General features: G+C 44.8%; 27 protein-coding genes, 1 tRNA gene and 2 pseudogenes (1 of these 30 cut by a window edge). 6 read left to right on the top strand and 24 right to left on the bottom strand.

The genetic code is table 11. From position 1 onward, the window contains the following. The 11 genes and pseudogenes from QZ327_RS02100 to hpt all read right to left on the bottom strand — a co-directional run. Window positions 1-782 (bottom strand): annotated as a pseudogene (locus QZ327_RS02100) (YgcG family protein); it reaches 128 nt to the left of the window's first position. A gap of 40 nt (window positions 783-822) precedes the next feature. Next, on the bottom strand, window positions 823-1,839 hold the full coding sequence (locus QZ327_RS02095; protein WP_294616703.1) for an alpha/beta hydrolase: 1,017 nt from the start codon (window positions 1,837-1,839) through the stop codon (window positions 823-825). 1 nt (window position 1,840) lies between these two features. After that, a complete protein-coding gene (locus tag QZ327_RS02090; protein ID WP_294616701.1) occupies window positions 1,841-2,587 on the bottom strand; it encodes a shikimate dehydrogenase in 747 nt (248 codons plus the stop codon). Between the two features lie 34 nt (window positions 2,588-2,621). Then, window positions 2,622-3,359, bottom strand: a complete 738-nt coding sequence (gene ubiE, locus QZ327_RS02085; protein ID WP_294616699.1) for a bifunctional demethylmenaquinone methyltransferase/2-methoxy-6-polyprenyl-1,4-benzoquinol methylase UbiE — start codon at window positions 3,357-3,359, stop codon at window positions 2,622-2,624. 191 nt (window positions 3,360-3,550) lie between these two features. Then, a complete protein-coding gene (locus tag QZ327_RS02080) occupies window positions 3,551-4,492 on the bottom strand; it encodes a phosphoribosylaminoimidazolesuccinocarboxamide synthase (RefSeq protein WP_294616697.1) in 942 nt (313 codons plus the stop codon). A 187-nt stretch (window positions 4,493-4,679) separates the two neighbouring features. Further along, window positions 4,680-5,666 carry a PhoH family protein gene (locus tag QZ327_RS02075; protein ID WP_294616696.1) on the bottom strand — a complete coding sequence of 329 codons (987 nt, stop codon included), beginning with the start codon at window positions 5,664-5,666 and terminating at the stop codon, window positions 4,680-4,682. A gap of 158 nt (window positions 5,667-5,824) precedes the next feature. Next, complete coding sequence (locus QZ327_RS02070) at window positions 5,825-6,490, bottom strand: phenylalanine--tRNA ligase beta subunit-related protein (RefSeq protein ID WP_294616695.1); 666 nt, start codon at window positions 6,488-6,490, stop codon at window positions 5,825-5,827. 93 nt (window positions 6,491-6,583) lie between these two features. Next, window positions 6,584-7,390, bottom strand: a complete 807-nt coding sequence (pgeF, locus tag QZ327_RS02065) for a peptidoglycan editing factor PgeF (protein ID WP_294616693.1) — start codon at window positions 7,388-7,390, stop codon at window positions 6,584-6,586. Window positions 7,391-7,406: 16 nt separating this feature from the next. Continuing rightward, on the bottom strand, window positions 7,407-8,579 hold the full coding sequence (obgE, locus tag QZ327_RS02060) for a GTPase ObgE (protein ID WP_294616691.1): 1,173 nt from the start codon (window positions 8,577-8,579) through the stop codon (window positions 7,407-7,409). Between the two features lie 68 nt (window positions 8,580-8,647). Continuing rightward, window positions 8,648-9,220 (bottom strand): adenylate kinase, encoded by a 573-nt coding sequence (locus QZ327_RS02055; RefSeq protein WP_294616690.1) that lies wholly within the window; start codon window positions 9,218-9,220, stop codon window positions 8,648-8,650. A 50-nt stretch (window positions 9,221-9,270) separates the two neighbouring features. Further along, window positions 9,271-9,807, bottom strand: a complete 537-nt coding sequence (hpt, locus tag QZ327_RS02050) for a hypoxanthine phosphoribosyltransferase (RefSeq protein ID WP_294616688.1) — start codon at window positions 9,805-9,807, stop codon at window positions 9,271-9,273. A gap of 292 nt (window positions 9,808-10,099) precedes the next feature. Here hpt and QZ327_RS02045 point away from each other — a divergent pair, with 292 nt between their 5' ends. The 3 genes from QZ327_RS02045 to QZ327_RS02035 all read left to right on the top strand — a co-directional run bounded on the left by QZ327_RS02045 (window position 10,100) and on the right by QZ327_RS02035 (window position 15,026). Continuing rightward, on the top strand, window positions 10,100-11,494 hold the full coding sequence (locus QZ327_RS02045) for a glycoside hydrolase family 43 protein (protein ID WP_294616687.1): 1,395 nt from the start codon (window positions 10,100-10,102) through the stop codon (window positions 11,492-11,494). A 31-nt stretch (window positions 11,495-11,525) separates the two neighbouring features. After that, the gene (locus QZ327_RS02040; protein ID WP_294616685.1) at window positions 11,526-13,433 is read left to right on the top strand and encodes a glycoside hydrolase family 97 protein; all 1,908 of its coding nucleotides are present in this window, start codon (window positions 11,526-11,528) and stop codon (window positions 13,431-13,433) included. 78 nt (window positions 13,434-13,511) lie between these two features. Beyond that, window positions 13,512-15,026: an NAD(P)H-hydrate dehydratase gene (locus tag QZ327_RS02035; protein ID WP_294616771.1), complete on the top strand. Its 1,515-nt coding sequence runs from the start codon at window positions 13,512-13,514 to the stop codon at window positions 15,024-15,026. Between the two features lie 56 nt (window positions 15,027-15,082). On the opposite strand, the gene QZ327_RS02030 is transcribed toward QZ327_RS02035, so the two are convergent. Continuing rightward, window positions 15,083-15,724, bottom strand: coding sequence for a DUF5715 family protein (locus QZ327_RS02030; RefSeq protein ID WP_294616770.1), 642 nt, complete (start codon window positions 15,722-15,724; stop codon window positions 15,083-15,085). 201 nt (window positions 15,725-15,925) lie between these two features. On the opposite strand from QZ327_RS02030, the gene truA reads away from it, so the two are divergent. The 3 genes from truA to QZ327_RS02015 all read left to right on the top strand — a co-directional run bounded on the left by truA (window position 15,926) and on the right by QZ327_RS02015 (window position 18,656). Then, window positions 15,926-16,687: a tRNA pseudouridine(38-40) synthase TruA gene (gene truA / locus QZ327_RS02025; protein ID WP_294616684.1), complete on the top strand. Its 762-nt coding sequence runs from the start codon at window positions 15,926-15,928 to the stop codon at window positions 16,685-16,687. A 150-nt stretch (window positions 16,688-16,837) separates the two neighbouring features. Next, window positions 16,838-17,737, top strand: coding sequence for a DMT family transporter (locus QZ327_RS02020; protein ID WP_294616683.1), 900 nt, complete (start codon window positions 16,838-16,840; stop codon window positions 17,735-17,737). Between the two features lie 268 nt (window positions 17,738-18,005). Then, window positions 18,006-18,656: a DUF3256 family protein gene (locus QZ327_RS02015; protein WP_294616681.1), complete on the top strand. Its 651-nt coding sequence runs from the start codon at window positions 18,006-18,008 to the stop codon at window positions 18,654-18,656. Between the two features lie 64 nt (window positions 18,657-18,720). Here QZ327_RS02015 and QZ327_RS02010 read toward each other — a convergent pair whose 3' ends face one another. The 12 genes and pseudogenes from QZ327_RS02010 to QZ327_RS01955 all read right to left on the bottom strand — a co-directional run bounded on the left by QZ327_RS02010 (window position 18,721) and on the right by QZ327_RS01955 (window position 26,742). Further along, window positions 18,721-19,605, bottom strand: a complete 885-nt coding sequence (locus QZ327_RS02010) for a YitT family protein (RefSeq protein ID WP_294616680.1) — start codon at window positions 19,603-19,605, stop codon at window positions 18,721-18,723. Between the two features lie 212 nt (window positions 19,606-19,817). Further along, entirely contained in the window at window positions 19,818-20,561 is a 744-nt protein-coding gene (locus tag QZ327_RS02005; RefSeq protein ID WP_294616679.1) for an energy transducer TonB, read from the bottom strand. 32 nt (window positions 20,562-20,593) lie between these two features. Then, window positions 20,594-21,217 (bottom strand): radical SAM protein, encoded by a 624-nt coding sequence (locus tag QZ327_RS02000; RefSeq protein WP_294616677.1) that lies wholly within the window; start codon window positions 21,215-21,217, stop codon window positions 20,594-20,596. Window positions 21,218-21,278: 61 nt separating this feature from the next. Further along, window positions 21,279-21,620: a HepT-like ribonuclease domain-containing protein gene (locus QZ327_RS01995; RefSeq protein WP_294616675.1), complete on the bottom strand. Its 342-nt coding sequence runs from the start codon at window positions 21,618-21,620 to the stop codon at window positions 21,279-21,281. Continuing rightward, window positions 21,613-21,912, bottom strand: coding sequence for a nucleotidyltransferase domain-containing protein (locus QZ327_RS01990; protein WP_294616673.1), 300 nt, complete (start codon window positions 21,910-21,912; stop codon window positions 21,613-21,615). The genes QZ327_RS01995 and QZ327_RS01990 overlap by 8 nt, the downstream gene beginning before the upstream one ends. Window positions 21,913-22,038: 126 nt before the next feature. Continuing rightward, window positions 22,039-22,312, bottom strand: a pseudogene (locus QZ327_RS01985) (Txe/YoeB family addiction module toxin). Further along, a complete protein-coding gene (locus QZ327_RS01980) occupies window positions 22,300-22,590 on the bottom strand; it encodes a type II toxin-antitoxin system Phd/YefM family antitoxin (protein ID WP_294616672.1) in 291 nt (96 codons plus the stop codon). Before QZ327_RS01980 ends, QZ327_RS01985 begins: the two are co-directional and overlap by 13 nt. A gap of 158 nt (window positions 22,591-22,748) precedes the next feature. Continuing rightward, window positions 22,749-22,842: transfer RNA gene (locus tag QZ327_RS01975), tRNA-Gly, on the bottom strand. Between the two features lie 507 nt (window positions 22,843-23,349). Then, window positions 23,350-23,817, bottom strand: coding sequence for a hypothetical protein (locus QZ327_RS01970; protein ID WP_007569774.1), 468 nt, complete (start codon window positions 23,815-23,817; stop codon window positions 23,350-23,352). Window positions 23,818-23,838: 21 nt separating this feature from the next. Next, window positions 23,839-24,474: a hypothetical protein gene (locus tag QZ327_RS01965; protein WP_294616669.1), complete on the bottom strand. Its 636-nt coding sequence runs from the start codon at window positions 24,472-24,474 to the stop codon at window positions 23,839-23,841. Then, window positions 24,474-25,340 carry a penicillin-binding transpeptidase domain-containing protein gene (locus tag QZ327_RS01960; protein ID WP_294616667.1) on the bottom strand — a complete coding sequence of 289 codons (867 nt, stop codon included), beginning with the start codon at window positions 25,338-25,340 and terminating at the stop codon, window positions 24,474-24,476. Before QZ327_RS01960 ends, QZ327_RS01965 begins: the two co-directional genes overlap by 1 nt. Window positions 25,341-25,350: 10 nt before the next feature. Continuing rightward, complete coding sequence (locus QZ327_RS01955) at window positions 25,351-26,742, bottom strand: hypothetical protein (protein ID WP_294616666.1); 1,392 nt, start codon at window positions 26,740-26,742, stop codon at window positions 25,351-25,353. Between the last annotated feature and the right edge of the window lie 250 nt (window positions 26,743-26,992).

Below are 26,992 nucleotides of genomic sequence, written 5' to 3'. Positions count from 1 at the left end.
CCGCCCCGGTAATTCTCATCGTAGGATTGCTGGCGGCGTACTACCTTATGTCCGCAGTTGCGACAGGTATACGTGACATCTTCCGTCCGTACTCCGTTACGGCGCGAAACCAGTTTGCTGCCGCTTCGTTGCAGCTTGTGCTGCCCGCAATTGGGGCATTTGGTGGCTGCGCGCATGGCAAGGATAACGGTGAACAAGCCTATCCCGATGATGCCGAAGCATAATAGGAAGATTCCGGTTGCGGAAAGGTCTTCCTCTTCTTCAGTATCATTTTCCATGCTTCCGTCAAGGCGGGCACATACGGCACGTATACCGGCTGTCATACCTGCATCCCAGTTGCCGTCTTTCAGATAAGGAATCATATCCCGCGTCTGAATACGTTTGCAGATGGCATCGGGCAGGTCTCCTTCCAATCCGTATCCGGTATAGAACTGGATGCAACGCTGGTCGGTCACCAGCAGGATGACCAAGCCGTTGTTCTTCTCTTTCTTGCCTACTCCCCATTCGTTGAGCAATCGGTGCGCGAAGTCGAAGCAGTCTTCGCTGCCGATGGAAGGAACGGCGGCTACTACGGTTTCGATTCCGGTCTGCTGCTCCAGTGCATACAGCATACGGTCCATTTCATCGCATGCAGGGGCGGAAAGGATGCCGGCAGGGTTGCAGACATAACGTGTCTTATCCTGAAGATGTACCTTAGGGATATTCTTGACTGTATAAATCTCTTGTGCCTGTAAGGAAACCAGCATGCACATGAAGAACATTATGGAGATAAATCGTTTCATCTTAATTGTATTTATAGGAACGAAGATAGGAAAAGCGGCGTCACTGGATGTATTTTCCTACGAATTTCTTTACATGTTCCGTATATTTTTGCGGATAATCCTTGTAGGACATGGCATGTTCGGAACCCGGGACAAGCCACAACTCTTTCGGTTCAGGTTTGGCTGCGTAAAGAGGATGAACCATCCATGTAGGCACATAAGAATCTGCATCGCCATGTATAAAGAGCATGGGCAAGGAACACTTCTTTACCTGTTCCAAAGCGGAAGCTTCGCGGAAATCCCATCCATACTCCTGCTTGCAGAGCCAGCTCGCTACGTGCAGCAGCGGGAAGGCGGGCAAGCCGTATTGTACTTTCAGTTCGCCCCGGAATTCATCCCAGACGCTGGTATAACCGCAGTCTTCAACAAAGCATTTGATAAACGGTTGCCGGTGCGTGCCGTGCTCCACTTCACCGGAAACCATCATGGTGGTGGCAGCTCCCATGGATATGCCGTGTACTACCATTTCCGTGCCGCTGCTGCGTGCGCAGGTGCTGTCGCCTATATGGATTGTCTCATTGTTTCTGCCGAAAAGTTCATCGGCAGTTGCAGTCCATTGCAATACGTCAAGGCGGTCGAGCCATCCCATTTGCGCTTCGGCGCCATCGCTCGCACCATGGCCGTGAAGGTCGGGCAACAGGATGTTGTATTTCAGTTGCCGGTTGTACAGGTATCCGATGTGGAGCATACGGATGGCGTTGTCGGTATAGCCGTGCACAATGACTGCTGTTTTGCGGGTAGGCTCGGCGGCTGCGACATACAGGGCATGCAAGGTTTCGCCCCGGTCGTTCTCTATGTAGAAATCGCGCAATGCTCCTGCCGCCTGCAAGCTGTCTACCCACGGTTTTAGTTCGGGATATTGCCCGAACATGTACTCACAAGAGGTCCGGCTGTTGCGGGCGCGTGCGGCAAATTCGTCCGGTTTCAGCGCATGCCCCAGCATATAGTATCCGCCGCACACCAAGACGGTGCAAAGCGCAACAATGCCTATAAGTGAATATTTCAGTATCTTTTTCATGTTACTTATTCCAAATCTCCCATGCGGCAAAGGCTTGCAACAACAACATTTCGAGACCGTTCTTGGTGACAGCCCCTTGCGCCTTGCCTTTCTTCATGAAGAGTGTTTCGTTTGGATTATATAACAAATCATAGAGCAAATGGTTGGGTGTAAGTTGTTCGTACGGGATATTCGGGCAAAAATCCACTTTGGGGAACATGCCTACGGGAGTACAGTTTATGATGACCGTATATTCGGCCATAATCTCCGGAGTCAGCTCCTCGTATGTGAGGAAACTACTGTCTTTTTTGGTGCGTGATATGAAAACGCTTTCTATTCCCAAACTCTCCAAACCGCAATATACGGCTTTGGATGCGCCGCCTGTGCCCAGAATAAGCGCTTTCTTGTGGTGAGGTTGCAACAAGGGTTCGAGGGATTGCGTAAATCCGATAAAGTCCGAGTTGCAGCCTATCAACTTTACTTTGCCTTTGGGGAGACGCACAATCTTGATGACGTTGACCGCGCCTATCTTGGCGGTATCCTTGTCCAACTCGTCGAGGTAGGGGATGACCTGTTCTTTGTAAGGGCTGGTTACATTGAGTCCACAGAGATTGGGATTTTCTTCAATCACTTCCATAAAGTCTTCGATACGTGGAATCTCGAAGTTTACATATTCGGCGTCGATGTTCTCTGCTTTGAACTTCTCGTTGAAGTAGCCGATGGAGAACGAATGTTTCAGCGGATAACCGATTAAACCATATTTCTGCATATCCAATAATGTGTTAAAGGGGGAGTATTAGTGACTATTTCTTTGCAATATATAAAGTACATATTCCGAAAGTCAGCCGTTTGAAGCGTACCTCGCTGAATCCTGCCTTGCGGATAACACCTTGCATGATTTCACCCTGTGGAAAGGCACGGATGCTTTGAGGCAGGTAGGTATAGGCGCTGTTGTCTTTCGAAATACATTTGCCGAGCAGCGGAATGACGATTTTGGAATAGATGCCAAAGAGCTGCTTCATGGGGAAGCGATCCGGTGTGGATAGCTCCAGGATGACGAGATGCCCGCCGGGTACCAGTACGCGGCATATCTCGGAAAGCCCTTTATCCAATCCGTCGAAGTTGCGGATACCGAACGCCACGGTTACGGCATCAAAACTTCTATCGGCAAACGAGAGGGAGGTGCAGTCTTCACGGGCAAAGGAAATCTTGTCCGAGAGATGCGCCCGTTTTACTTTTTCGCGTCCCACATTCATCATGCCTTCGGATATATCGGTCCCGATTAGCGTGTCGGGTTGTAATTCGCGGCAGGCAAGTATGGCAAAGTCACCGGTTCCGGTAGCTACATCCATGATGCGCCGGGGATTGAAAGGGCGGAGCATGTCGATTGCTTTCTTACGCCAACTGCGGTCTATACCCATTGACAGGGTATGGTTCAACGTGTCGTAAGCCGGTGCGATGTTGTCGAACATCTCTTCGACCTGTTCACTCTTCTTACCCTCGCTGTCGTAAGGCTTGATGCTTTCTTGGGGATATTTCATTATACAAAGATTATAGAAGGAGCTATCGTTTTGTTTGGGAGTTAAAGGAGCTATCGGGAGTTGAAAGCCGGTACTTATACTTTATATTTCCGAAGTCCGGAATTTGCAGATTGGATTATTGGCTTTTTAATTCCTAAAGCCCGTTTACAGGCCGGTAACTCCCGATAACTCCTTTTTATTTCTTCTGAAGCTTACTTTAAGTATTCCGTTACGTTCTTTTCAATACGTTCGGCGATGCTGCTTGTATCTTCTTTAACGAACTTCTCTCCCGTGATATGTTCGTACAGTTCAATATAGCGTTCGCTGATAGAAGTTACGATCTCGTCTGTCATTTCGGGCACCTGCTGGCCTTCTTTACCTTGGAAGCCGTTGTCCATCAGCCATTCGCGTACGAACTCTTTGGAGAGTTGTTTTTGCGGCTCACCATTGGCAAACCGTTCTTCGTAGCCTTCGGAGTAGAAGTAGCGGCTGGAGTCCGGTGTATGGATTTCGTCCATCAGGTAGATAGTGCCGTTGTGCTTACCGAATTCGTACTTGGTATCCACAAGAATCAAACCGCGCTCCGCGGCTATCTCCGTACCGCGTTTGAAGAGTGCCATTGTATATTTCTCCAGAATGGCATATTCTTCGGGAGTAGCCAAGCCTTTGGCAAGAATTTCTTCTTTGGATATATCAGCATCGTGTTCGCCGATTTCAGCTTTCGTGGTCGGAGTGATGATAGGTTCCGGGAATTTCTGGTTCTCCTTCATTCCTTCGGGCAGCTTCACACCGCAGATTTCGCGGACACCGCTCTTATAGGCACGCCATGCACTGCCACAGAGATAGCCACGTACAATCATTTCCACCGGGAAACCTTCACACATTACACCTACCGTCACCATAGGGTCGGGAGTAGCCATTTTCCAGTTGGGACAGATGTCGGTGGTGGCATCGAGGAACTTGGCTGCAATCTGGTTCAGCATTTGTCCCTTGAAAGGAATACCTTTGGGCAATACTACGTCGAAGGCGGAGATACGGTCGGTGGCGACCATGACTAATTTCTCACCGTTGATGTTGTACACATCGCGAACCTTTCCGTGATAGACACTCTTTTGTCCGGGAAAGTTGAAGTCTGTTGCTGTTAATGCTTTCATATTATAGTTTTTTTAGTTACGGGCTACAAGCCATAATGGATTGTGCCCATATTGTTTATTTTTAATGAATTTATCAAGCTACAAATCGTTTTGTGATTTCCGTTCGGTACATTTGCACTATTGGGATATTCCTCAAAAGTTATATGTTTTTGAACTTTAAGAATTGCGGGCTGCAAATGGTTATTGCTTATTGTTTCTCCCCTGTGTTTTTTGTCGCTCTGCCGCTCGTCGCTTTTGCAGATTCCTCAAACTTCTCGTAGGCTTCCACAATCCGAGTGACCAATTTGTGGCGTACAATATCTTTTTTGTTAAGTTCGATGAAGCTGATGCCTTTTACGTTTTTCAGGATACGGAGTGCCTGAACCAATCCGGAGGTTTGCGATTGCGGCAAGTCGATTTGCGTCATGTCACCCGTGACAATCATCTTGGTGTTCGTGCCCATACGGGTGAGGAACATCTTGATTTGCTGGGTAGTGGTGTTCTGTGCTTCGTCCAGAATGACAACGGCATCGTTCAGCGTGCGTCCGCGCATAAAGGCGAGCGGGGCAATTTGAATGATGTTCAGTTCCATATATTCTTTCAGTTTGGCGGCAGGTATCATGTCCTGCAACGCATCGTAGAGTGGTTGCAGGTACGGGTCTATCTTGTCCTTCATGTCGCCGGGCAGGAAGCCGAGTTTCTCTCCAGCTTCTACGGCGGGGCGGCTAAGTATGATTTTTTTGATTTCCTTGTTCTTCAATGCACGTACGGCGAGGGCGATAGCCGTATAAGTCTTACCGGAACCGGCAGGACCGATGGCAAACACCATGTCGTTTTTGGCAAAAGCCTCCACCAGTTTTAATTGGTTGTCACTACGTGGAATGATAGGTTTTCCCGTTACGCTGAACACGATGACGTTACCGGATTTTTCCGCGTGCGGAGCATTTCCTTTGATGATATCAATGATGACTTCCTCTTTCAGAGAATTATATTCGGCACAATACTTTTCGAGTTTGATGATGTTCTCTTCGAACGTACACATCTCCTCTTCGTCTCCCAGTACTTTGATGACGTTGCCGCGGGCAACGATGCGGAGTTTGGGATACAAAGCTTTTAGCAGTTGCATATTGGCGTTGTTTACGCCATAAAAGATTACCGGATCGATATCCTCCAGAACAATCAGTTTTTCTATCATTGATATGTTTTAAAGTTCAATTCTTTTTTTGGGGTAAAACGTTTGCAAATGTAGTGAAACGTTTGAATACTTGGACGGTTCTGTGTGTTATTTTTTGTGCAGAGGCATCGTCTATGAAAGAGTTATGGTACAGGATGATATAACGGCATTGCTTTTCTTTACTCAAAGTAGAGCACCGTTCCTCCATCGGAAGCGGCATATTTTTGCAGTAATTCCTGTATCATGGTGGCAGCTTCCGCCAACCCGTTGCATCCGCTGTATCCGTTTACGATGGCAAGGATGTGGCGGGTCTCCAGTCCCATTTTTGTACGTTCGTTGTCACTGGTAGGAGTACCGATGCCGCCTGCGAGGTCGCGGTAGACAGGAAGTCCTTCGATGTTCAGTACGCCGCGTCCGATACCCTCGAAAGGTTCTTCCGCGCGTCCGATGCCAAGTTCGAGGTCGTTGCCCTGTATCTTGTCTGCATCGAACCCCCCGATGGAGTATCCGGTACGGAGTGAAACGAGGTTGATAAGGTCTACCAGCGTGTCAATCCGGTAAAGTTCCAGTCCCCGCATCAGGCGGCGGCGCAAGGCTTCCGCCGAGGGACGGTATCGACTGGGATCTTTTCCGCAACGTTTGTAGGCTTCGCGGGTGGCGGCAATGGCAGGTTGCAGTTTGATACTGTCGGCGGTTTCGGTGCTTCTTAGTTCTTGGGTGAAAGCGCTTATCTCGTCCCAAAGTCCTTGGCAGAATGGTGTGTTGACAACTTCGGCATAGACAGCAACTCCCCGGAAGGCGGGGCAATGTTGTTTGATTTCTTCGGAGAGTGTGATGTTATACATAAATAGGAGTCTTAAGCAGAAATAAAATTCTTGATATTATATGTAATGTAGCTTATTTAATAATTTAGGGGAATGAATGAATCTGTTTTATAATCAGTTATGAATGATGCTGGTCAACATTATTCCTGATAAGATTCTGCCGGAATGTATACCCAGTCGCCGGGCAGAAAAGAAATCTTCGTGTTGGGTGAAGGTGCAGATACCTGCTGTTTCCACTTGAGTGGAGAACAGTCCGAAGTCCAGTAATTGCAGGCGGTTGGCACCCAGAAGGTCAATGTGGTGCTTGTGGGTTTCGGCATTCCATTTGGAGATATGCTCCATTGGGAAGCCTTGTTGATGAAATGCTTCGTAAACCTCTTCGCCTACTTCGAAGGCAGGAAGCGAAATGCCGGGACCGATGACGGCTGCCACCTCTTTTCCTTCTGTGCCGTAGAGGGTGTGCATGCGTTTCAACGTACGCAAGACGATGCGGTTCACAGTACCGCGCCAGCCCGCATGGATGGCGGCGGCAATGCGGTGCTGCTTATCATATAATAATATAGGTATGCAGTCGGCGGTGGAGATGCAGAGACAGATGTCCGGTTCGCGGGTTATCAAGGCATCAATACCCTGTAACCTGGCATGGCGTTCTTCTTTGGATGCTTGCAGATACGTATCGTCTATAACGACAGATTCCGTGCCGTGAGTCTGGAACGGAATGACGAGTTCTTTAGGGCGTTGGGGCAGGATATTGCAAAGTATCTCTTGATTGAGACGGACGTGTCCGGTGTTATCTCCTGTGTAGGGCGTGCAGTTCAGTGAGTTGTATGCACCTGTACTGACACCGCCGTGGCGAGTGGTACTGAAGGCGATGGTACCGGTAGGAAAACTGGTGTAGCGAATAATAGGACTTGTACTCATGCCAAGTTAAAAGTATCTATTTATCTTCCCAGTCTTCCTCATACTCGAAGTCTTCCAGGTCTTCGATGTCGTCCTCGTCCACATATTCGTAGTTCAGGTCTTCATCCTCGCCTTCGTCTTTCAGTTCCTCTTTCAGGTGGCTCATGTCTTTGGCACGGTGGGTGATGCTTTCAATCTTACCCTCTATTTTGTTGCTCTCCTTGTTCAGCTCTTCCCACAAGATGTCTTTCAGAATGGAGACACCCATGCCGGAAATGGCGGAGATAAATACATGCGGAATGTTTTCGGGTAAGGTAGGTTCTATCTCGTCCATCAGTTCCTGATCCAACATATCGCATTTTGTGACGGCAAGCACCCGTTGCTTGTCTAACATCTCAGGATTGAAAGTACGCAATTCGTTGAGCAGGATTTCGTACTCTTTGCGGATGTCGTCACTGTCGGCGGGAATCATGAACAGCAGCAGTGAGTTACGTTCGATGTGGCGCAAGAAGCGAAGCCCCAAGCCTTTGCCCGCACTCGCACCTTCGATGATGCCGGGAATGTCCGCCATGACAAATGATTTGCCATCACGATAAGACACGATGCCCAGATTGGGTTCCAGTGTAGTGAAGGGATAATTGGCGATTTTCGGTTTTGCAGAGGATACAGCCGAGAGCAGTGTCGATTTACCTGCATTAGGGAAACCTACCAAACCGACATCTGCCAGTAATTTTAACTCCATGATGACCGTCATTTCCTGCATCGGTTCGCCCGGCTGCGCAAAACGGGGAGCCTGTCGGGTAGCGGTCTTGAAGTGCCAGTTTCCCAGCCCGCCGCGTCCGCCTTTCAGCAGAACGACTTCCTGTCCGTGTTCGGTTACGTCGCAGAGGTATTCGCCCGTCTCGGCATTGTATACCACAGTACCGCAGGGCACTTCAATGACTTTGTCTTCGCCGTCCTTGCCGAAACTGCGGTTCTTTGAACCCGATTCTCCATGACCTGCCATAATGTGGCGGTCGTAACGAAGATGCAATAATGTCCAGTAGTTACGGTTGCCACGAAGAATCACATGGCCGCCTCGTCCTCCGTCGCCTCCGTCGGGACCACCGTTAGGTATGTATTTCTCACGCCGCATGTGTGTGGAGCCTCGACCGCCCTTACCGGAGCGGCAATAGATTTTTACGTAGTCGACAAAATTTGATTCGGCCATATTCTTCGTTTGTTATTATTTAAGTACCAATGATTAATATCTTATACAATCAGTCAATCTTTTGCAACTTATTTTGCAGCGTCAATCGCTTTGCAAACATCTGCTGTGATAGTATCCAGTTCGCCTATCCCTTTGATGTGTGCATACAACTTTTCGTTCTTGTACCAGTCAATCAGCGGAGCTGTTTGCGAATGGTATACAGTGAGACGTTTCTTGATAGTCTCTTCGTTGTCATCGGCACGGCCTGACTCCTGTCCGCGTTTGATAAGGCGTTTCATCAGTTCGTCTTCGGGTACGTCAAGATCCAACATGACGTTTACGCTTTGTCCGCGTTCGGCAAGCATATTCTTCAATGCTTCCGCCTGTGCAATAGTACGGGGAAAACCGTCGAAGATAACACCTTTGCTCTCCTTGAAACTATCCAGCGTACTTGCCAGAATATCTATAATAAGTTCGTCCGGCAACAGTTGTCCCTGGTCGATATAACCTTTGGCTGTCTTGCCCAATTCGGTACCGTTCTTGATTTCCGCACGGAGCACATCTCCGGTAGAAATGTGATTGATGCCATACTTCTCTACAATTCTCTCACTTTGTGTTCCCTTGCCTGAACCGGGAGCACCGAAAATTACAATGTTCAACATGCTTTTTGAGTTGATTATTATTATATGTGGTTTTATTTTTTGATAGGTGATTATTCTACTACGGTATAAATGTCGGGGTAATTGCGTCCGAATCCGTCGTAATCCAAACCGTAACCCACGATAAAGTCGTTGGGGATGTTCATCGCTACGTATTCGATGTCCAAATCCACTTTCAGTTTTTCAGGTTTTACCAGCAGCGAGGCAATGTGGATTTCTTGCGGACCACGTGTGCCGAGAGTCTCCAACAGACGCTGCATGGTAAGACCGGTGTCTACGATGTCTTCCACGATGACGATAGTACGTCCGGCAATATCTTCGTTGATTCCGATGACTTCTTTGATAACCCCTGTTGAAGATACTCCTTGATAGGAGGCAAGTTTTACGAAAGAAATTTCGCAAGGAATGGTGATGCGCTTCATCAAATCGGAAGTAAACATGAACGACCCGTTCAAGACACTGAGGAAAAGCGGATTCTTACCTGCCAGGTCACGGTTGATTTCGTTCGCTACACGGGTTACTTCTTTCAATATGTCCTGTTCCTTAATGGAAACGGTGAACGTTTTGTCTTTTATCTGTATGGTATCCATAATTGGGAGTTTTTAAAGTCGGCACAAAAGTAGTGATTTTATTCAGAAGCGAAAAGATTTGTTTCGGTATATTCTCAATGGATAATGAATTAATTCTATATCGTATGACGTGCTTTAAGAGAACGGAATTTAAGAGTGTAATTTTATAGAATGAACATACATCAAGGCTTTAGAACGTTATAATGTAATATGGGCAACAAAAAATGTAACATACGTTTAAGGCGATATGATGGAAAAAAGGTTTCTTTGCAAAAGAAAGATTGTTGTTATAATTACACTTAAATAAAAGACTATGAACACAAATTTGATAAAAAGTTTGATAGCTTGTCTGTTTTCGATTGTGCTTTCGGGAAATCTGTTTGCTCAAAATCCGATAATACAAACTTGGTATACCTGCGATCCGGCACCTATGGTGTATAATGATACCGTGTTTCTTTTCGTAGACCACGATGAAGACGATGCGCAATATTTCAAAATGAAGGATTGGCAGTTGTATAGCACTACCGATATGGTAAATTGGACTTATCGTGGCACTCCCATCTCCACCGCTACTTTCGGTTGGGCCAAGCAGGGTGATAACGCTTGGGCTTCGCAGGCCATTGAACGTAATGGTAAGTGGTATTGGTACATTTGTGCGGAAGATACTACTGTTCACCTGCATGGGATAGGGGTTGCTGTAGCCGATCGTCCCGAAGGACCTTATCACGATCCGTTGAAGCGTCCTCTTATTCCCGGTGATTGGGGATTCATAGACCCTTCGGTTTTTATTGACGATGACGGACAGGCGTATCTTTTTTGGGGAAACAACGGGTTGTGGTATGCCAAGTTGAATGAAGATATGATATCTTTGGGTAGCGATGTAATGCCCGTTGCCGGACTGAATCTTCCCGATTGCTTCGGTCCGCAAGTGATGAAGATGGACTATCAGGAAAACCGTCGCAAGATGAAAACCGGTTATGAAGAAGGTCCATGGGTATTTAAATATAAAGGGCTCTATTATATGGCTTATGCTGCAGGTGGTGTGCCCGAACACATGGCTTATTCTACTGCTGAAAATATTCACGGTCCTTGGAAATATCAAGGTCGCATCATGGATGAGGCACAAGGTAGTTTTACCATTCATGGCGGTAATATTGAGTATCACGGTCGTCATTTCATGTTTTATCATAACGGAGCTCTACCCAATGGAGGAGGTTTCCGCCGTTCCTCTTGTGTAGAGGAGTTTTCGATGGGAGCTGACGGGAAAATACCTTTCATCCCTTTTACCCGGGAAGGTGTGCGCAAGCCTGTACGCAATCTTAATCCTTATCAACGTGTAGAGATGGAAACTATGGCTTCCAACTATGGATTGAAAACCGACCGCCTGATGGGCGATAAGCACTACATCACTTCCGTACATAACGGAGACTGGTTAAAAGTTCGTTCTGTAGATTTCGGTAACAGGGGAGCTTCCGGCTTTCGGGTTACAACGCTGAACATTTGTCAGGATGGAGAAGTGGCTGTCTTTTTAGACAATATGGGTAACAAGCCTTTGGTGACTCTTCCTGTCACGAAAGAAAACGATACCATGAATACTTTTCAGGCTGAAGTACAAAAAGTAGTCAAGGGAGTACACGATGTATATTTCTTATTTCGCGGTAATGACGGTGAACTGTTTGATGTGGATTGTTGGCAATTTGAAGAATGAGAACTGACAAAAAATAACAAATATTCGGATTATGAAAAGGTTATGTTTGTTGTTCTTGTTGATAGGGGCATATTGCTATGCCGGTGAAAAGAAATATACGGTTGATTCGCCCGATGGAAAGATACAATTTACGATTGTCCGGACGGATGCCGGTGGGTTGGCTTATCAACTGTCTGTGAATAGTAAACAAGTGATTGCTACTTCTGCATTGGGCTTTAAGGAGAAAAATGGAACTACCTTTCCTTCCCGCGCATGGAAAATGGAGAAGGTTACTCGTAGGAAAGTGGATGCTGTTTGGAAACCTTTGTGGGGAAAGCGTGCCGTAGTGCCTGATAAATACAATGAGATGAAGCTCTTTTGGGTGAATGAATCGGAATCATCGCATACAGTGGAGGTAGTGGCACGGGCTTATAATGACGGTGTGGCTTTTCGCTATGTGCTGCCTCAAGGTGCGGATACCGCATCGGAACTAACCGCTTTTCAGTTTGCAGGCGACTATACGGCATGGTATTATAATGGAGAAAGACATAATATCGGTCCGGAACGGCTGACTGAAACTTCTGGTGAGCGTTTACCCGTGATGACGGTGAAAGTTGCGGAAGATTTATACCTGGCTGTACATGAAGCTTCTTTGGATGAGGGGGAGCCTCTGAAACTGAAGTCGGAAAAAGGACAATGCTTGTTTACCGTTTCTGCCAAACCGCATGTGTTGCGTGCAGGATACCAGTCGGCGTGGCGTGTAGTGCTTTGCGGCAACCGACCTGGCGATTTAGTGGATTCTCATCTTGTGGAATTGCTGAATCCGGAGCCTTCCGGAGAATATGATTTTTCGTGGGTGAAACCGGGAGTTTCGCTATGGGATTGGCGTATGAACGGTGCTCGGTGGGAAGGGTTTGAATATACGATGTCCTACCCTTCTTGGGAGAGAGCAGTTGATTTTGCCGCAGAGCAGGGGTTTGCTTATCTGGTTCTTGATGCCAATTGGTATGGACCCGAGTTTGAACAGGGTTCGGACCCCGTTAAGGGAGATAAGGCACGGGATGTGCGAAGGTTGATTCAATATGGAAAGCAGAAAGGAGTGGGCATCTGGTTGTATCTGAACGATGTGGGAGGACGCAATTATCCGTTGGAAGAGACTTTGAAGCAATATGAAGTGTGGGGAGCTGCTGGAGTAAAGTATGGTTTCATGGCCGGAACTCCTGAAGAGAAGAATAGCAGGACAAAGAGTATAACGGAAATGTGTGCACGGCATAGGCTGTTGGTAGATTTTCATGATTATCCGGTGCATCCTTATGGACAGATGCGGACATGGCCCAATGCTGTGACACGTGAATATTGCAAGGCACAACTGGACGGACACGAGATTTTCTATCCAAAAACTTTCGTTACTTCGGTATTTGTAAATATGATAGCTGGTCCGATTGATATGAACAACGGCATGTTTGATCTTCGGCAAGGAAGGACGACACGTGCGGACAATAATCAGGAAGTGCCTTCAACGGTGGTGTCGGAAGCTGCAAGGACATTGATTACTTTCTCCGGGGCGACGATTATTCCGGATATTCCTGAATATTATCGTAAATATCCTGCCTTACTCCGCTTTTTGTCCGCACAGAAGATGCCTTGGTTGGAAAGTAAGACTTTGGATGGCGAAATAGGGGAATATATCGTAATGATGCGCCAAGCGGAAGATGGAGTATTCTTGATAGGAGCGGCAACCAATGAAGAGGGCAGAATTTTGCACGTGCCGCTTTCTTTTTTAAGTAAAGGGAACTATGTGGCTGAAATCGTGGAAGATGGAGAGGACGCCCATTATTTACGTAACAGGGAAACACTAAAGGTCTCGAAGAGAAAAATAACCCGGAATGAAGTACTGAATATAAAGTTGGCACCGGGTGGCGGAGCTTGTATTCGTATTGAAAAAGAAACTGAAAAGTAAGAAGTACATTCCTGTTGTTTCCTGAGTAATTATTATTTTCGTACCTTTGCCTGTAACTTAAACGAACAAACAGCAATGATAAAGATATTTCCTACTATCCAGATAAAAGAGCTGGATGCCTATACGATGGAGAATGAACCGGTTTCTTCCATAGACCTTATGGAGCGTGCCTCGCAGGCATTGGTACAAGCGATATCCGAACGTTGGGATACGGAGACTCCCTTTACTGTATTTGCCGGACCCGGCAATAATGGCGGAGATGCGTTGGCGGTTTCGCGTTTGCTGGCAGGGCAGGGCTATCGGGTAGAGGTGTATCTCTTTAATACGAAAGGTGCTTTGTCTCCGGACTGTGAAGCGAATAAGGAGCGTTTGGCGGGAGTTGCCGGAATAGATTTCCATGAAATAACCACTCAGTTCGTACCACCGGTGCTGACAGCGGAACACGTTGTGGTAGACGGGCTGTTCGGTAGTGGATTGAACAAACCTTTGAACGGTGGTTTTGCTGCGGTAGTGAAGTACATTAACTCCTCTCCGGCTACGGTAGTCGCCATTGATGTGCCTTCCGGTTTGATGGGAGAGGATAATACCTACAATTCCTCGGTTAATATCGTTCGGGCAAATCTGACACTGAGCCTGCAACTGCCGAAACTGGCTTTTCTCTTTGCCGAAAACGAACCGTTTGTAGGCGAATGGCAACTGCTTGACATCGGTTTGAGCGAGGATGCCATTGATGAAAAAGAAACGGATTTCATGTTGGCGGAATACGAGGATGTGGTGCCCATGCTGAAACCGCGTGGCAAGTTTGCCCATAAAGGGAATTTCGGACGCGCTTTGTTGATAGCCGGTTCGCAGGGAATGGCAGGAGCGTCAGTACTTGCGGCACGTGCCTGCTTGCGTTCGGGTGTGGGATTGCTGACGGTCCATGTGCCTTTCTGCAATAATTTTATCATGCAGACTTCCGTGCCGGAAGCTATGACGGAGATAGATATGAGCGATGTGCGCTTCTCCTATGCCACTGAGACGGATGATTACCAAGCAGTGGGTATCGGTCCCGGATTGGGCAAGGCGGAAGATACCGAAACAGCTTTGTTGGAACAGATAAGTTCTTGCCAGACCCCGATGGTGGTAGATGCTGATGCGCTGAATTTGTTAGGGGAAAACCGTAACTACATCGGACGTTTGCCCAAAGGGAGTATTCTTACTCCACATCCCAAAGAGTTGGAACGTCTGGTCGGAAAATGCCAAAACTCCTACGAACGCCTGATGAAAGCTCGCGAACTGGCAAGGAGTGCCGGAGTGCATATTATACTGAAAGGAGCTTATTCCGCTGTTATTGCGCCTTCCGGTAAATGTTGGTTTAATACCACCGGAAATTCCGGAATGGCGACAGGCGGTAGCGGTGATGTGCTCACGGGCATCGTGTTGGCTTTGTTGGCGCAGGGCTATGATGCTGAGAGTGCCGCACGCATCGCTGTCTATGTTCACGGATTGGCAGGAGATATCGCCTGTAAGAAACAGGGGGTGATAGGTATGACGGCAGGAGATATTGCCGCTTGCCTGCCTATGGCATGGAAGATGCTGGTTGAGAAATAAAGTATGGCGGATAAATATAAAGTATAAGGTGCAATCTTATACTTTATATTTACATCCTATTCCTTATTTTTCATCCTCGTTGTGATGTGGAAGCATCCTTGCTTCAGTTCATATTTGATGTAACATTTATCCGCTTTCTTCAAATCACGCAAAACCTCGGACAATACTAATTTCAATGTATCCGGACTGACATCCTGTAACGGCCGTCCGTTTTCATCCTCTACTTTTTGAAAACGTTTCCAGCTGACATCGAACGTGGTACCGTAGAAGTGGGCGGAGTTCTCGGATGCGTTGATGTTACGGCGCCGCAGGCGTTTCACATCGTCTTTCGTGCGCAACACGGAAGTTACCGTAATCTTGTTTGGATTCAGACCTTTGGCGGTAAGAGAATCAAGGAAATTACATCCTATTCTGTCGAGCAGGGCAACTGCTCCCGGGATGAGGTAGGGGATGGAGTGTGTCAGCGAGTCGACCGCATACCAATCGTTCGTTGTGATGTATTGCAATCGCCCTTGCATTTTTTCCGCTTCCTTGCGCGATGCCAATGGGCGGATACCGATTGTTTGTGCCATTTTCAGGTGTTTGTCATTCAAATCGCCGAAAGAACGTTTATAGCTGACCACACCCCGTATGTTGCGCGGCTCATTCAGTTTAAGAGACATATCTTTCTTTTTGCATCCTGTCAGGCAGCAAGCCATTGCTATAGTTGCTGATAGAAACAGGGAGATAAAACGGTTTTTGCTATACATAATTAATTAGGGACCAGTGTAAATCAGTGTGAATGGTGGTGAAAACCGGTGCAAAGATAGTGCAATCCGGCAGAACAATCGGAAGAGTTGCGGCTTTTTTCCTCTCTTTTTGTACCTTTGCGCTTGAATTCAGGAAGTAAAAAAAGAAACGTGCAACGATATTTTATCTATTTAGCTTACGATGGCACAGCCTATCATGGCTGGCAGATACAGCCCAACGGCGCGAGTGTGCAGGAATGTTTGATGAAGGCGCTCTCTACTTTGCTTCGGCGCGAGGTGGAGGTGGTAGGCGCCGGACGTACCGATGCCGGTGTGCATGCTTCCCTAATGGTGGCACATTTTGACAGTGATACTCCGCTGGATGCGGATTTTATGGCAGACAAACTGAACCGTTTGCTCCCCCCGGATATTTCCGTTTACCGTCTGCGGGCTGTCCGCCCTGATGCCCATGCGCGTTTTGATGCTACGGCACGTACTTACAAGTACTATGTCACTACAGCCAAGAAACCTTTCGACCGGCAGTATCGTTGCCGCCTGTTCCAAGTTCCCGATTTCGAACGGATGAATGAGGCAGCACAGACCTTGTTCGAATATACGGATTTTACCAGTTTTAGCAAGTTGCATACCGATGTCAAAACCAACAACTGCAAGATAATGCACGCTGCTTGGACGCAGGTCGATGATGTGACTTGGGTATTTACCATTCAGGCGGACCGCTTCCTGAGGAATATGGTGCGTGCCGTGGTCGGCACGCTGCTTGAAGTGGGCAGAGGAAAACTCTCAGTCGAGGGGTTTCGCCGTGTCATCGAACAGAAAGACCGTTGCCGTGCAGGCACTTCCGTTCCCGGCAACGCATTGTTTCTGGTAGATGTCGCCTATCCCGAAGAACTGTTTGTTAATTATGAATTTTGAATGATGAATTCTGAATTGCCCTGCGGCGTCCGTGTGTAGGCTAATCAGGAAATCGGAAGTCGATGTTCATCATTCGAAAATTGCAAAATCCATAACTTATAATTCATAATTCATAACCCATAATTCAAAATTCAACATTCATAATTCATCATGTGGTTACTGCTTGCCTTTCTTTCCGCCGCTTTGCTGGGATTTTATGATGCCTTCAAGAAGCAGGCGCTCAAGGACAATGCCGTACTTCCGGTTTTGTTCCTGAATACTATATTTTCCAGTCTGGTATTTCTGCCGTTTATCCTGATGTCGTTCTTTGCTCCTTCGACATTGGGCGGTACGATGTTCGATGTCCCCGTGGTGGGATGGGATGTGCATAAGTTTGTTGTCATCAAGTCGTTCATCGTCCTCTCCTCATGGATATTCGGATACTTCGGGATGAAACACCTGCCGCTCACCATTGTGGGACCTATTAATGCCACACGTCCGGTCATGGTACTTGTGGGTGCCATGCTTGTATTCGGTGAACGGCTCAACCTTTACCAGTGGATAGGTGTGATGTTGGCAGTATTGTCGTTCTTTATGCTGAGCCGTTCCGGTAAGAAGGAAGGCATTGATTTCAAGCATAACAAATGGATATGGTTTATCGTGTTGGCGGCAGTGACGGGTGCTGTCAGCGGATTGTATGACAAGTATCTGATGAGGCAGTTGCCTCCTATGGTGGTGCAGTCGTGGTATAATATCTATCAGGTGTTTATCATGTGTCCCATTATCCTCTTGCTGTGGTATCCCAAGCGTAAGGAGAGCACCCCGTTCCGTTGGGACTGGACCATTATCGGCATTTCGCTTTTTCTCTGTGCGGCAGACTTTGTCTATTTTTACGCCTTGAGCTACGAAGACTCCATGATTTCCATTGTCTCTATGGTGCGGCGCGGCAGTGTGGTTGTATCTTTCTTGTTCGGTGCCCTTTTCTTCCGTGAAAAGAATTTGAAAAGTAAGGCGGCAGACCTCATTTTGGTACTGATTGGAATGTTCTTCTTGTACTTGGGAAGCCGATAGGATTGTAATATGCCATGGGGGCGCGGCTCTTTCATTTAGGGGGAGTCAGAGACGCTGAAGAAGTCAGAGTTGATACTCTTGCGTATGTATTCACAGAAGTATTGGCTTTTACCTTTTAAACTGACTTGCCGGCTGGTAATTCCTGTTAACTCCTGACGGAGCGAAGTGATAACTCCTGTAGTAAATGAAAAAGCCGTGCATGGGTATGATTGGATTGAAAATTTATTTGTACTTTTGTGATAGGTTAGTATCCAAACAATGCAATGATATGGTGAAGAAACTGGTTGTCTTTATATATGTGATAGGGATGTGTATAGGTTCTTTGTCGGCACAGTCGGCAAAGAGTTGTTTCACTCAGATGCCCGATTCCTTGAGTCCGTTGCTGACGGCTGTAAATCGTGCCGATTTTATCGACTTCTTGGAGAGCAATATGAAAGCGGAAGTAACCAACCGCTTTGGCGGCAAGTCTGAAATGACGGAACTTACGCCCGATTACATTCGTGTGCAGGTGACTCCCCAAAGCACCTGGCAGATGAAACTCCTGCCGGTGAACGACAGTATCCGGCTCATCTGCACCATATCTACCGTCTGTGCTCCCGTCTGCGACAGTCACATCAAATTCTATACTCACGATTGGAAAGAACTGCCGTCTGTGCCTTATTTATCGACATTGCCCGGTATGGACGACTTCATTGCGCCTGCCACCGATACGGTAAATGTGTATCGCTACCGGGATGCCCGTCTTCAGGCGGATATGCTTTTGATGCAAGCCGACCTTTCGGGTAAAGACGACACGTTGACCTTTACTTTTACTACTCCCGGCTACATGTCAAAAGAAGCGGCGGAAAAACTGAAACCGTTTCTCCGCCGTCCTGTAAGTTATATCTGGAAAGAAGGAAAGTTCATTCTTTCCGAATGAGTGTTTAATGTGTCTCTCTGCTTTTACTTTTATTCAAGTGCAAGGTTACGGTAAATAGGGGAGACTACTTTACTTTAATCTTGTCAAATCCCTCCCCGTATACCCCGATTACCTGGCTTTGCGATACAAAGGCGTTCGGGTCGATGTCTTTTATTAACCGGAAGATAATGGTCGATTCCCGTTTCTTGGCGAGGACAAACAGCATCTTTATCTCCTTCCCGGTGTAGAAACCGGAAGCGTTTATGACAGTTGCTCCCCGGTGCGGATATACATTGATGTGCCGTGCTATCTCCTCGTACTTTTCGCTGATGATAAAGAACTGCACTGATTGGCGGGCGCTGTTCACCACCTGGTCCAGTACGAAACTGCAAATGTACAAGGTGACGTAGCCGTATACCACTTTCTCCCAGTCTTTCAGTACAAAATAGCTGGATGAGATAATGATAAGGTCGCAAATCAGCATTACCCGTCCCAGTGTGATGTCCCTGTATTTGTTGATGATTGCCGCGATGATATCCGTCCCGCCCGTGCTTCCATTCGAGGAGAAAGCGATGCCGATGCCGCCACCGCAGAAGGAAGCGCCGATGACGCATGCCATGAAAGGCTGGTCTTGCAACAGCCGGATGTCTGCTGTCAGTTGCTGTATGATTGGCAGAAAGGAAGTCAGGGTGAAGACGGCAAAGATGGTTTTGATGCTGAATTTCCATCCCAAAATACGGATGGCAAGCAGTAGCAGCAGGAAATTGATGCCGAAGTAGACATACTGTACCGGCAGTCCGGATGCAAAATAAACCAATGAGGCGATACCCGGTACTCCCCCTGTAGTGATGTCGTTGGGGAGCAGGAATACGGTCCATCCGATGCCGTACATAATCATGCCTAAGGCAATCATCAGATAATCCCGCGTTTCGCGAAATATGTTCTGCCGGGAAAGAATGTTCATGTTCATTTGTAGTTTGCAGTTAAAATTCGTGCAAAGATAAGAAACTGTTTTGATTTTATTTCTGCTTCCTTCCGGGAATTGTTTGTAAGTTTTTTTTATGTTGAGGTGTGATGAGGCAATCCTCAATAAACAACAATCCACTCGGTCCAAGCAAGATAAGTTAGTTATTCAATTAATTAAAGGTAAAAAAACAGTTAATGATTACTCCTCGTCTCTTGTTATTCCGTCAGCCTGAACATTATGGGAATCGTAAACCAGTATCCCACCGCCTTGCCATCGAGCCTTGCCGGATTGAACCGTGGCAGCGCCTTGATGACCCGTAGCGCTTCCTTGTCGAGTTCCTCGTCTATTCCCCTCGTTACTTCGGCTGCACTGACTGTGCCGTCGGCTTCTATGAAAAACCGGATGATGACACGGCCTTGCAGGTCCTTGTCAATCGCTGTGGGCGGATACACCAAGTGTTGCGAAATCCATTCCATAAATTTCCCGTCTCCACCCGGAAACGTGGGGCGGACATCTACTACGGCTTCAACTGTTTCATCCTCTTTTCCGGAACCGGCTACTTTCCCTATTATGGGAACCGAGCTGATTTCTCCTACTGTTTTTTTTATGATGGTCGTAGTGGAGTCTTCGATGGCGGCGATGTCTCCTTCCAGTTCTTCAACCTTGCAATCTTCCGTCTCAAGGCTGTCGGTCGTTGTTATTGCTTCGTACAGAAGCCCGTCGTTCGGTTGGCGCGATGATGTGCCGCTGCAACTCGCCATGAGAATCATCCCTGCCGATATTCCGGCAAGCATTACGTTGTGTCCGGCGCGACGGCGCGTGCCGAGTTGCTGCTCCAGGTAACGTACCTCCGCTTCGCATTTGGGACACGTGCCAAAGCAGTCACCTTTGTAGCGGCATTCCGATGTGACAAACTCGATGCCGTTGGCTTCGGCAATCTGCCGACGTATCTTTTTCAAGATTCTGCAAGTCTGTTTTCCTTGTGCCATGGTCAGTATTTACGGATTTGATAGGTGAATAAGTCGAATCGGGTGAAGCCGAGCGCTTCGAGCATGGTGCGGCTTGCGGTGCGGTCGGCTTCGGTGTTGAAGTCCGGTATTAGTGGAAGGCGGATTAGGCAGTCGCTTTGCCGATGTTGTGCCGCTATCAGCCGCAGGTTGTCAAGGACGCGGCTGTTCTCTTGTCCGGTGTAGTTGCGGTAGATGTCGGGGTTCATGTCTTTGATATCGATAATCAGCGTGTTGGTCATCGAGAACAGGACTTCGACATTGGCGGTCGGCACGTTGAGCGATGTCTTCAGGTTGAGTTGCCATTCGGTGCCGCACAGTTCGCGGAATCGGCGGATGAATTGCGGGCGAAGGCATGGTTCGCCCCCTCCAAAGGTGATGCCGCCGCGGGTGGCGATGAAATAGAGTTCGTCGATGCGCGTCTCGTCATACAGTTCCTCCGGCGTATAGTCGCCGAACTGCCCTGCGTCGCCGAGTGACTGCGGGTTGAGACAGTACCGGCAACGGAGCGGACAGTCGTGGAAGGCGACGAGCGTAGTCACGCCATCGCCGTCTGTCGTAAGGCGGTGGCGGTCTATTCCTATTATCTTGACCCGTGTCTCTTCCATTATGCAGACTTTTTCGGATGTTCTTTGTAGATTTGTTTAGGACGAAAAGAGAGAGGGTAGTCTATTTGTTGGTTAATATGTTTTCCACATCATTTTTGAGAGCCGGAATATGTTTCATAATCAGGCTCCATAAAAATTCTGTAGTAACACTGTCATATCCGTGAATTACTCTGTTGCGAGTATTGATGATTGCTTTGGCATTAGGCAATTGAAATTCCGAATCGGCTTTTAGTATTCTGTTTATAGCCTCTCCCATAATTTCAATATTGCGTTCAACCGCTCTTTGCCGCAACATATCATGCTGAAACTCTTGAAATAGTTTAGGTCTGTCTGCAAAGAAACTTTCAATCTCATTGATAGCGTTGAGCACATCAATCAAATGTTTCTCGGTATATTCATCCATAGACTAATTGTTTGGTGTTGTCGATATTCTTCTTTAGAATAGGATTCCGAATGCCTTTTTCCTCCAATAGATCCACTTCTCTGCCTAATAAATCTTGCAAGGAAGATTTGAAATCAAAGTAGTTGTCGGCATAATTCATTAAATCTATTTTGCCAAAATCGACCACCATGTCTATATCGCTTGCGTCATTGAAACGATTGGTCAGAATGGATCCAAATACAAATAACTTATTCACCTTATACTTTTTGCATAAGTCAATAATCATTTGGATATTATTTTCGATGAGTTTCATTGCGTTAATCTCCTTCCATTGCAAAAATAATGATTTTTTTTGTTTTAGGCAACGCGTATAGTATAAAATAGAAAGGACACCTGACTTAATAGCTATCCTTTCAATTAATAGTATGTATGAGTCGGTTTACTTCTTAACGTAGTGATACTTCATGGAGAGTGTATGTATTTCTATCTTGTCATCGTTTACAGAGTAGACAAGACGATGTTCTGTGGTGGTTCTCCTTGACCATTTACCGGTCAATTTATATTTCAGTGGTTCTGGTTTTCCGATTCCGGTATAGATGTTCTGCAATGTCATTCAGCAAAACTGTAATCTTATTCAGAATTATCTTATTGCCACTCTGTGAGAAGTATAGGTATTCCTTTCGTGCTTGGTCAGATAATATTATTCTGTACATGATGCTCGCTTTAAAAAGTCTTCTATGCTTTCTCCATCTTTCTGTGCTATATAATTGCCATTCTTTATATCCTCCTCGCCTTGGCGTATAGTCTCCATCGTTGCAGGTGAGAACATTATATATTCGGTCTCTTTCAATGAATTGTATTCATCAAGGGAAATCATCACTACTCCTTTGCCATTGCCACGGTCGACGATTACAGTATCATAGTCATCAATCACTGAATCAATGTAGCCTTTAAGATTCGCTCTTAGATCGGTATAATTAGCTGTTCTCATAATTTCTTCTTCTGTTTACTACAAAGGTGTGTACTTATTTCCGTACTTGCAAGTTTGATTAGGTAATTATTGATATTCTTGAAGAGAAGCAGCAGATTTGTATCGGTGATAATAAGTAAAAAAGGTGCATCGTTATTACGATGCACCTTCTTTCTAAGAGCGGAAGACGGGGCTCAAACCCGCGACCCTCAGCTTGGAAGGCTAATGTCCTTTAATCCGTAGGATTAAAGGCAACCAACTGAGCTACTTCCGTTTATATCTTATTAGAAGAAGTCCTTTCAAGTTGCGGTTTACATGTTGGTTTACACGTAAACAAGATAGATTCAACAATAAATTAATAATCTCTTTGCAGCTTCAAACTGCACCACAAAGTTAGTCAATATTACGCTGTTATGCAATGATTCTTTCTTATAGTTTTGCTTTTGACTATCAGTTTTTTATCTATCTAATGATATAGTATATAATAGTATAGAGTAGCTTTTCTGCTAACTCAAAAAACATTCATATACTGTATTCCATTATATAATAGAATAGCGGTAGCTAAATCAGCAACGGGTATGTAAAGCCGTTTTTCTCAAAAATCTGTCTGCTGGAAATACGCTTCAATTACTTGGTATTCTCTGTAACTCTGAATAGAGTTGTATAACACATAGTTTATGGTTAATAGATATTTGTTCAGAACTGAAAAAGCCAACTTATCCGTAATTGGGTAGGTTGGCTTTTTGCGTATAGGTTTACGAAGAATACTATTGCAATCTCTTAATTGTTTTTGTTATAGACAAATACGTTGAGAACTCCATCAGGAGAATCTACTGGATAATATGCAATATATTCATATTCACCTAAGCACTGCCATAAGAAATTAAATTCATGCGGAAGTTCGGGAAACTTTTCAATCAGATTCTCTTTAGTTATCTCTTCATTTACATAAATATCACAGCGGTTTATTATATAGAAATATTGCTCCTCCGTGAATGGATGAAATTCTGTAACATAAGCACCGCCATCCAATCCCGAAGAACTATATGATGGTCTGAACTTTATACTTTGCTCCACTTCATTTATCCTAAGTTCTGTTTCAATATAGTCCGTATTAGTTGATAAATCTCCTAAATAGATGCCATAAGCATAATACACATTGGGGTCTTCTTCATTGTCATCACTGCAAGAAGTGAAATTCACGCACAAGGCTAATAAAACCATTCCAACTAATCTAAATATTTTCATTTCTATTTGATTTTTAAATAATTATTCTGATTGTACTAATTCAACTTTATCTCCTTTTAGTTGATAGGTATTATTGATAGTATTGTTCCATCCATTAGAGCCATAAACAGTAATGGTCTTGTTCTTTGAATCAAACTCACATTGTCCGTTTTCTAATTCTGTAAATGGTGCTTCTGCTTTCCGTATAAAGTAACCGTATGGGCTAATATCGTACACATCATAGGCATTTGATTCTCTTGAACCACTTTTATAGCGGTTGATAATAAACTCATCTTCTCCATCAAAATCAACATCAGAAAAGAAGAAAGGAGAATCATCCGAAAGGTATTCTTCGCTCTCTAATTTGGCTGTATAGTCCAATTCTATAACAGTGTTGTTCGGATATGTGTTATCTTTATCATACAGAATCTTATCAGTCCATTTCTCCGCAAAGTAGTAGTATTGTACTCCTTGTTTCTCTAAACAGAATGGAGCATTACCTACTTCACCATTTTGCAGCCACATTACTTTTACCGTATATCCGTTTATCGGTTGCTTATACTTTATGTAAATATGTGGCTGATTAAAGCACTCAAATTCTTGCGGAACAGATGTTTTGTTTGTTTTGCAAGCCGCTAAACTAAGTAGCCCAATAATGATAAATAGCAATCTTCTCATTATCTTTCATTCATAATATCAACAATCTGCCTAAAAACATCACCTGCCATCAGTCCACCGCTTGCAGGTAATTCTGTCTTATTAATGGTAACGATAACACTGTATTTCGGATTATCGGCAGGGAAGTAACCGCAAAATTCTACGGCATATTCACCGTTCGGAAGTTGAATTGTTCCCGTTGTTCCAGCTACTTTAACTTTATCTGATTGGGCAGGCTTAGCTAATCCATCAGAAACAGAATATGCCAATGCTTCTTTTATGGTAGTGTTACTTTTAGCTATGTTATTAATGAAAGTCAAGTTCTGTAATGGAGTGGTGAGTATGCCATATCCCAAAGGATTATAAACAAGACTTGTGTCTTTCACTTGATAACCATACTTTGCAAGTGCTTCTGAAAAGGCTCGTTCATTATCAAATGCCTTTCTTACTACTTTGTAATTGGTGATATTGGATGAGAAAGCAAACCCTTGTTCTACTGTGATTTTTCCATATTCACCTCTATGCCAATTATGGTCGCACAATGTATCTTTTCCAATAGTTAAAACTCCATCTGCAACGTCTATCGTATCGGATAGTTTGACTGCCTTTGTTTTCAATGCTGCCAAAAGTGAAGCGGTACGCACTAATCCCGATTCTTGCAGAATAGAATCAGAACCAACAGAAGCCTTGATTTCTCCCGTCTGCACTTCCATTATAATAACTTGCCCTACCGTAGCATTAAGTTCGGATAGCTTGTTTTGCAGGATAGAATCAACACTTACTTGTAAAGTGCTGTCTATGGTAGAAACTTGTTTTGTCTTACCATTATTAGAATTACAAGATATAAGTAATATAGCTAATGTTATAATATAGAATATTTTCGACATAACTCTATAATTAAAATATAACTTCTGAACGCAAATTAAAAATAGTATTAATTTCATTTTCAAGATATGGAACTTCCAAAAGATATGGTTTGTTGTATGTAGGATGGAAGATACCCAATCTTAATTTATCTATTTTAATACCATAATTTCTCTCTAAAATGAATTTGTATAGACTTAGCTGTAACGCATAATGATAATAAGGTGAGTTATCTATATGCTCTAAAGGATAATTCCCTTTTTCTCCATATTTATTTGTTTTTATAGGCATACCATTAGCTATGATTTTATCGCTTCGTTTCCAATCATAAACTGTATATTCTCCATTCTGATAATCTACGAAATCAATAGTCCCTGCAAGTTTGTACTCCCAATCATATACAGCCCATTCAGTACGATATGGCACTAATTTAATGTTGTTCGCAAATATTCTAAACAAATTAAAAGCATCATCATTTGCAGAATCAATACCTTGATAATAATTCTCTATTTTTTTGTGCATTGCAGTACCCAAATCCCTGCTTTCTTTTCCTTTGCGTTCCCACATTTCTATTACTTCTTGAACGGATATTCCTAATGCTCCAGCTTTCTGTTTTGCATGAAGCTCTGTATTAAATTTCGGGAAACAGCTACTAACAAAGGTTGTTACAGATTCTAAACAAACTCCATTTACTATATAAAGATGGTCAGATGCACGAAAGGATATAGTAGAATCAAGTGGATGCTTGTTCCTTTGGTTGAATCTAAATTTCTCTTTACGTGCTTCGGCTTCTTGTCTTTCGGCTTCAAGTTTCTTTTCTCTTTCTTCTTGGTTTCTTTTTTTTTCTTCTTCCTCTTTTCTCTGCTGCTGTCTAAAATCGTCACAAGCACAATCAATCATCCACGAACAATTTTGTTCCATTAACCGTACCTCTGTATAGAAAAACATATCTTCATTATTTCTATGCTTTTCTTCAAGTTTTTTAAATTCACGGTTTAAGTCCTTATTAAAATCTTTCCAAAATTCAGCAATATCATCATCGCATTCTTTAATTCTATCATCATAATTAGAACAATCATAATTGGAATCATGATGTATTCGATAGTCAGACCCTTGATATTCAAGATAGTTAGATACCCAAAAATTACGCCATATAAAATATGATTCTATACCGTATTTTATAGCAAATTCTCCATCCTCTTGGCTTATTAAGTATCTCCAAGGTCTAATATAAAGCATTTTTAGACTGTTATATATGACCTCACCATAAATTTCATATTTTTTGATTCCATTTTCGACATAACACCGGAAATGGATAATATCATAAGGAATCCATTCTGTAAAAGGATTTCCACATTTTTGTTCAAGATTATTTTCTAAGTATTTATCTTTACCTATTTTGAGTATGTCTGAAACTTCCGCCATAGTAGAATTAAGTATTGAGGTTATTATGTAGTTACTGTTCTTCAACTGCCTTCCAAATGACAATTAAAATGAGAAAGACAATAATATATGTCATATCTTTTGTCGGATATGCTTTCTAATTCCCCGAAGAAAGCGGATAAAAAATAAGGTGTGGGAACTATATCTGCTTTACCCTTTTTCTCTGGCTTCTCGCATTGCCTATGGAACGGATAAAACAATAGCTACCCACACCAATTTTGACAATATCTAA

Origin of the sequence: uncultured Bacteroides sp. (genome assembly GCF_910578895.1) — a bacterium.
Classification (GTDB): Bacteria; Bacteroidota; Bacteroidia; order Bacteroidales; family Bacteroidaceae; genus Bacteroides.
This window is presented reverse-complemented; position numbering and strand designations above follow the sequence as displayed.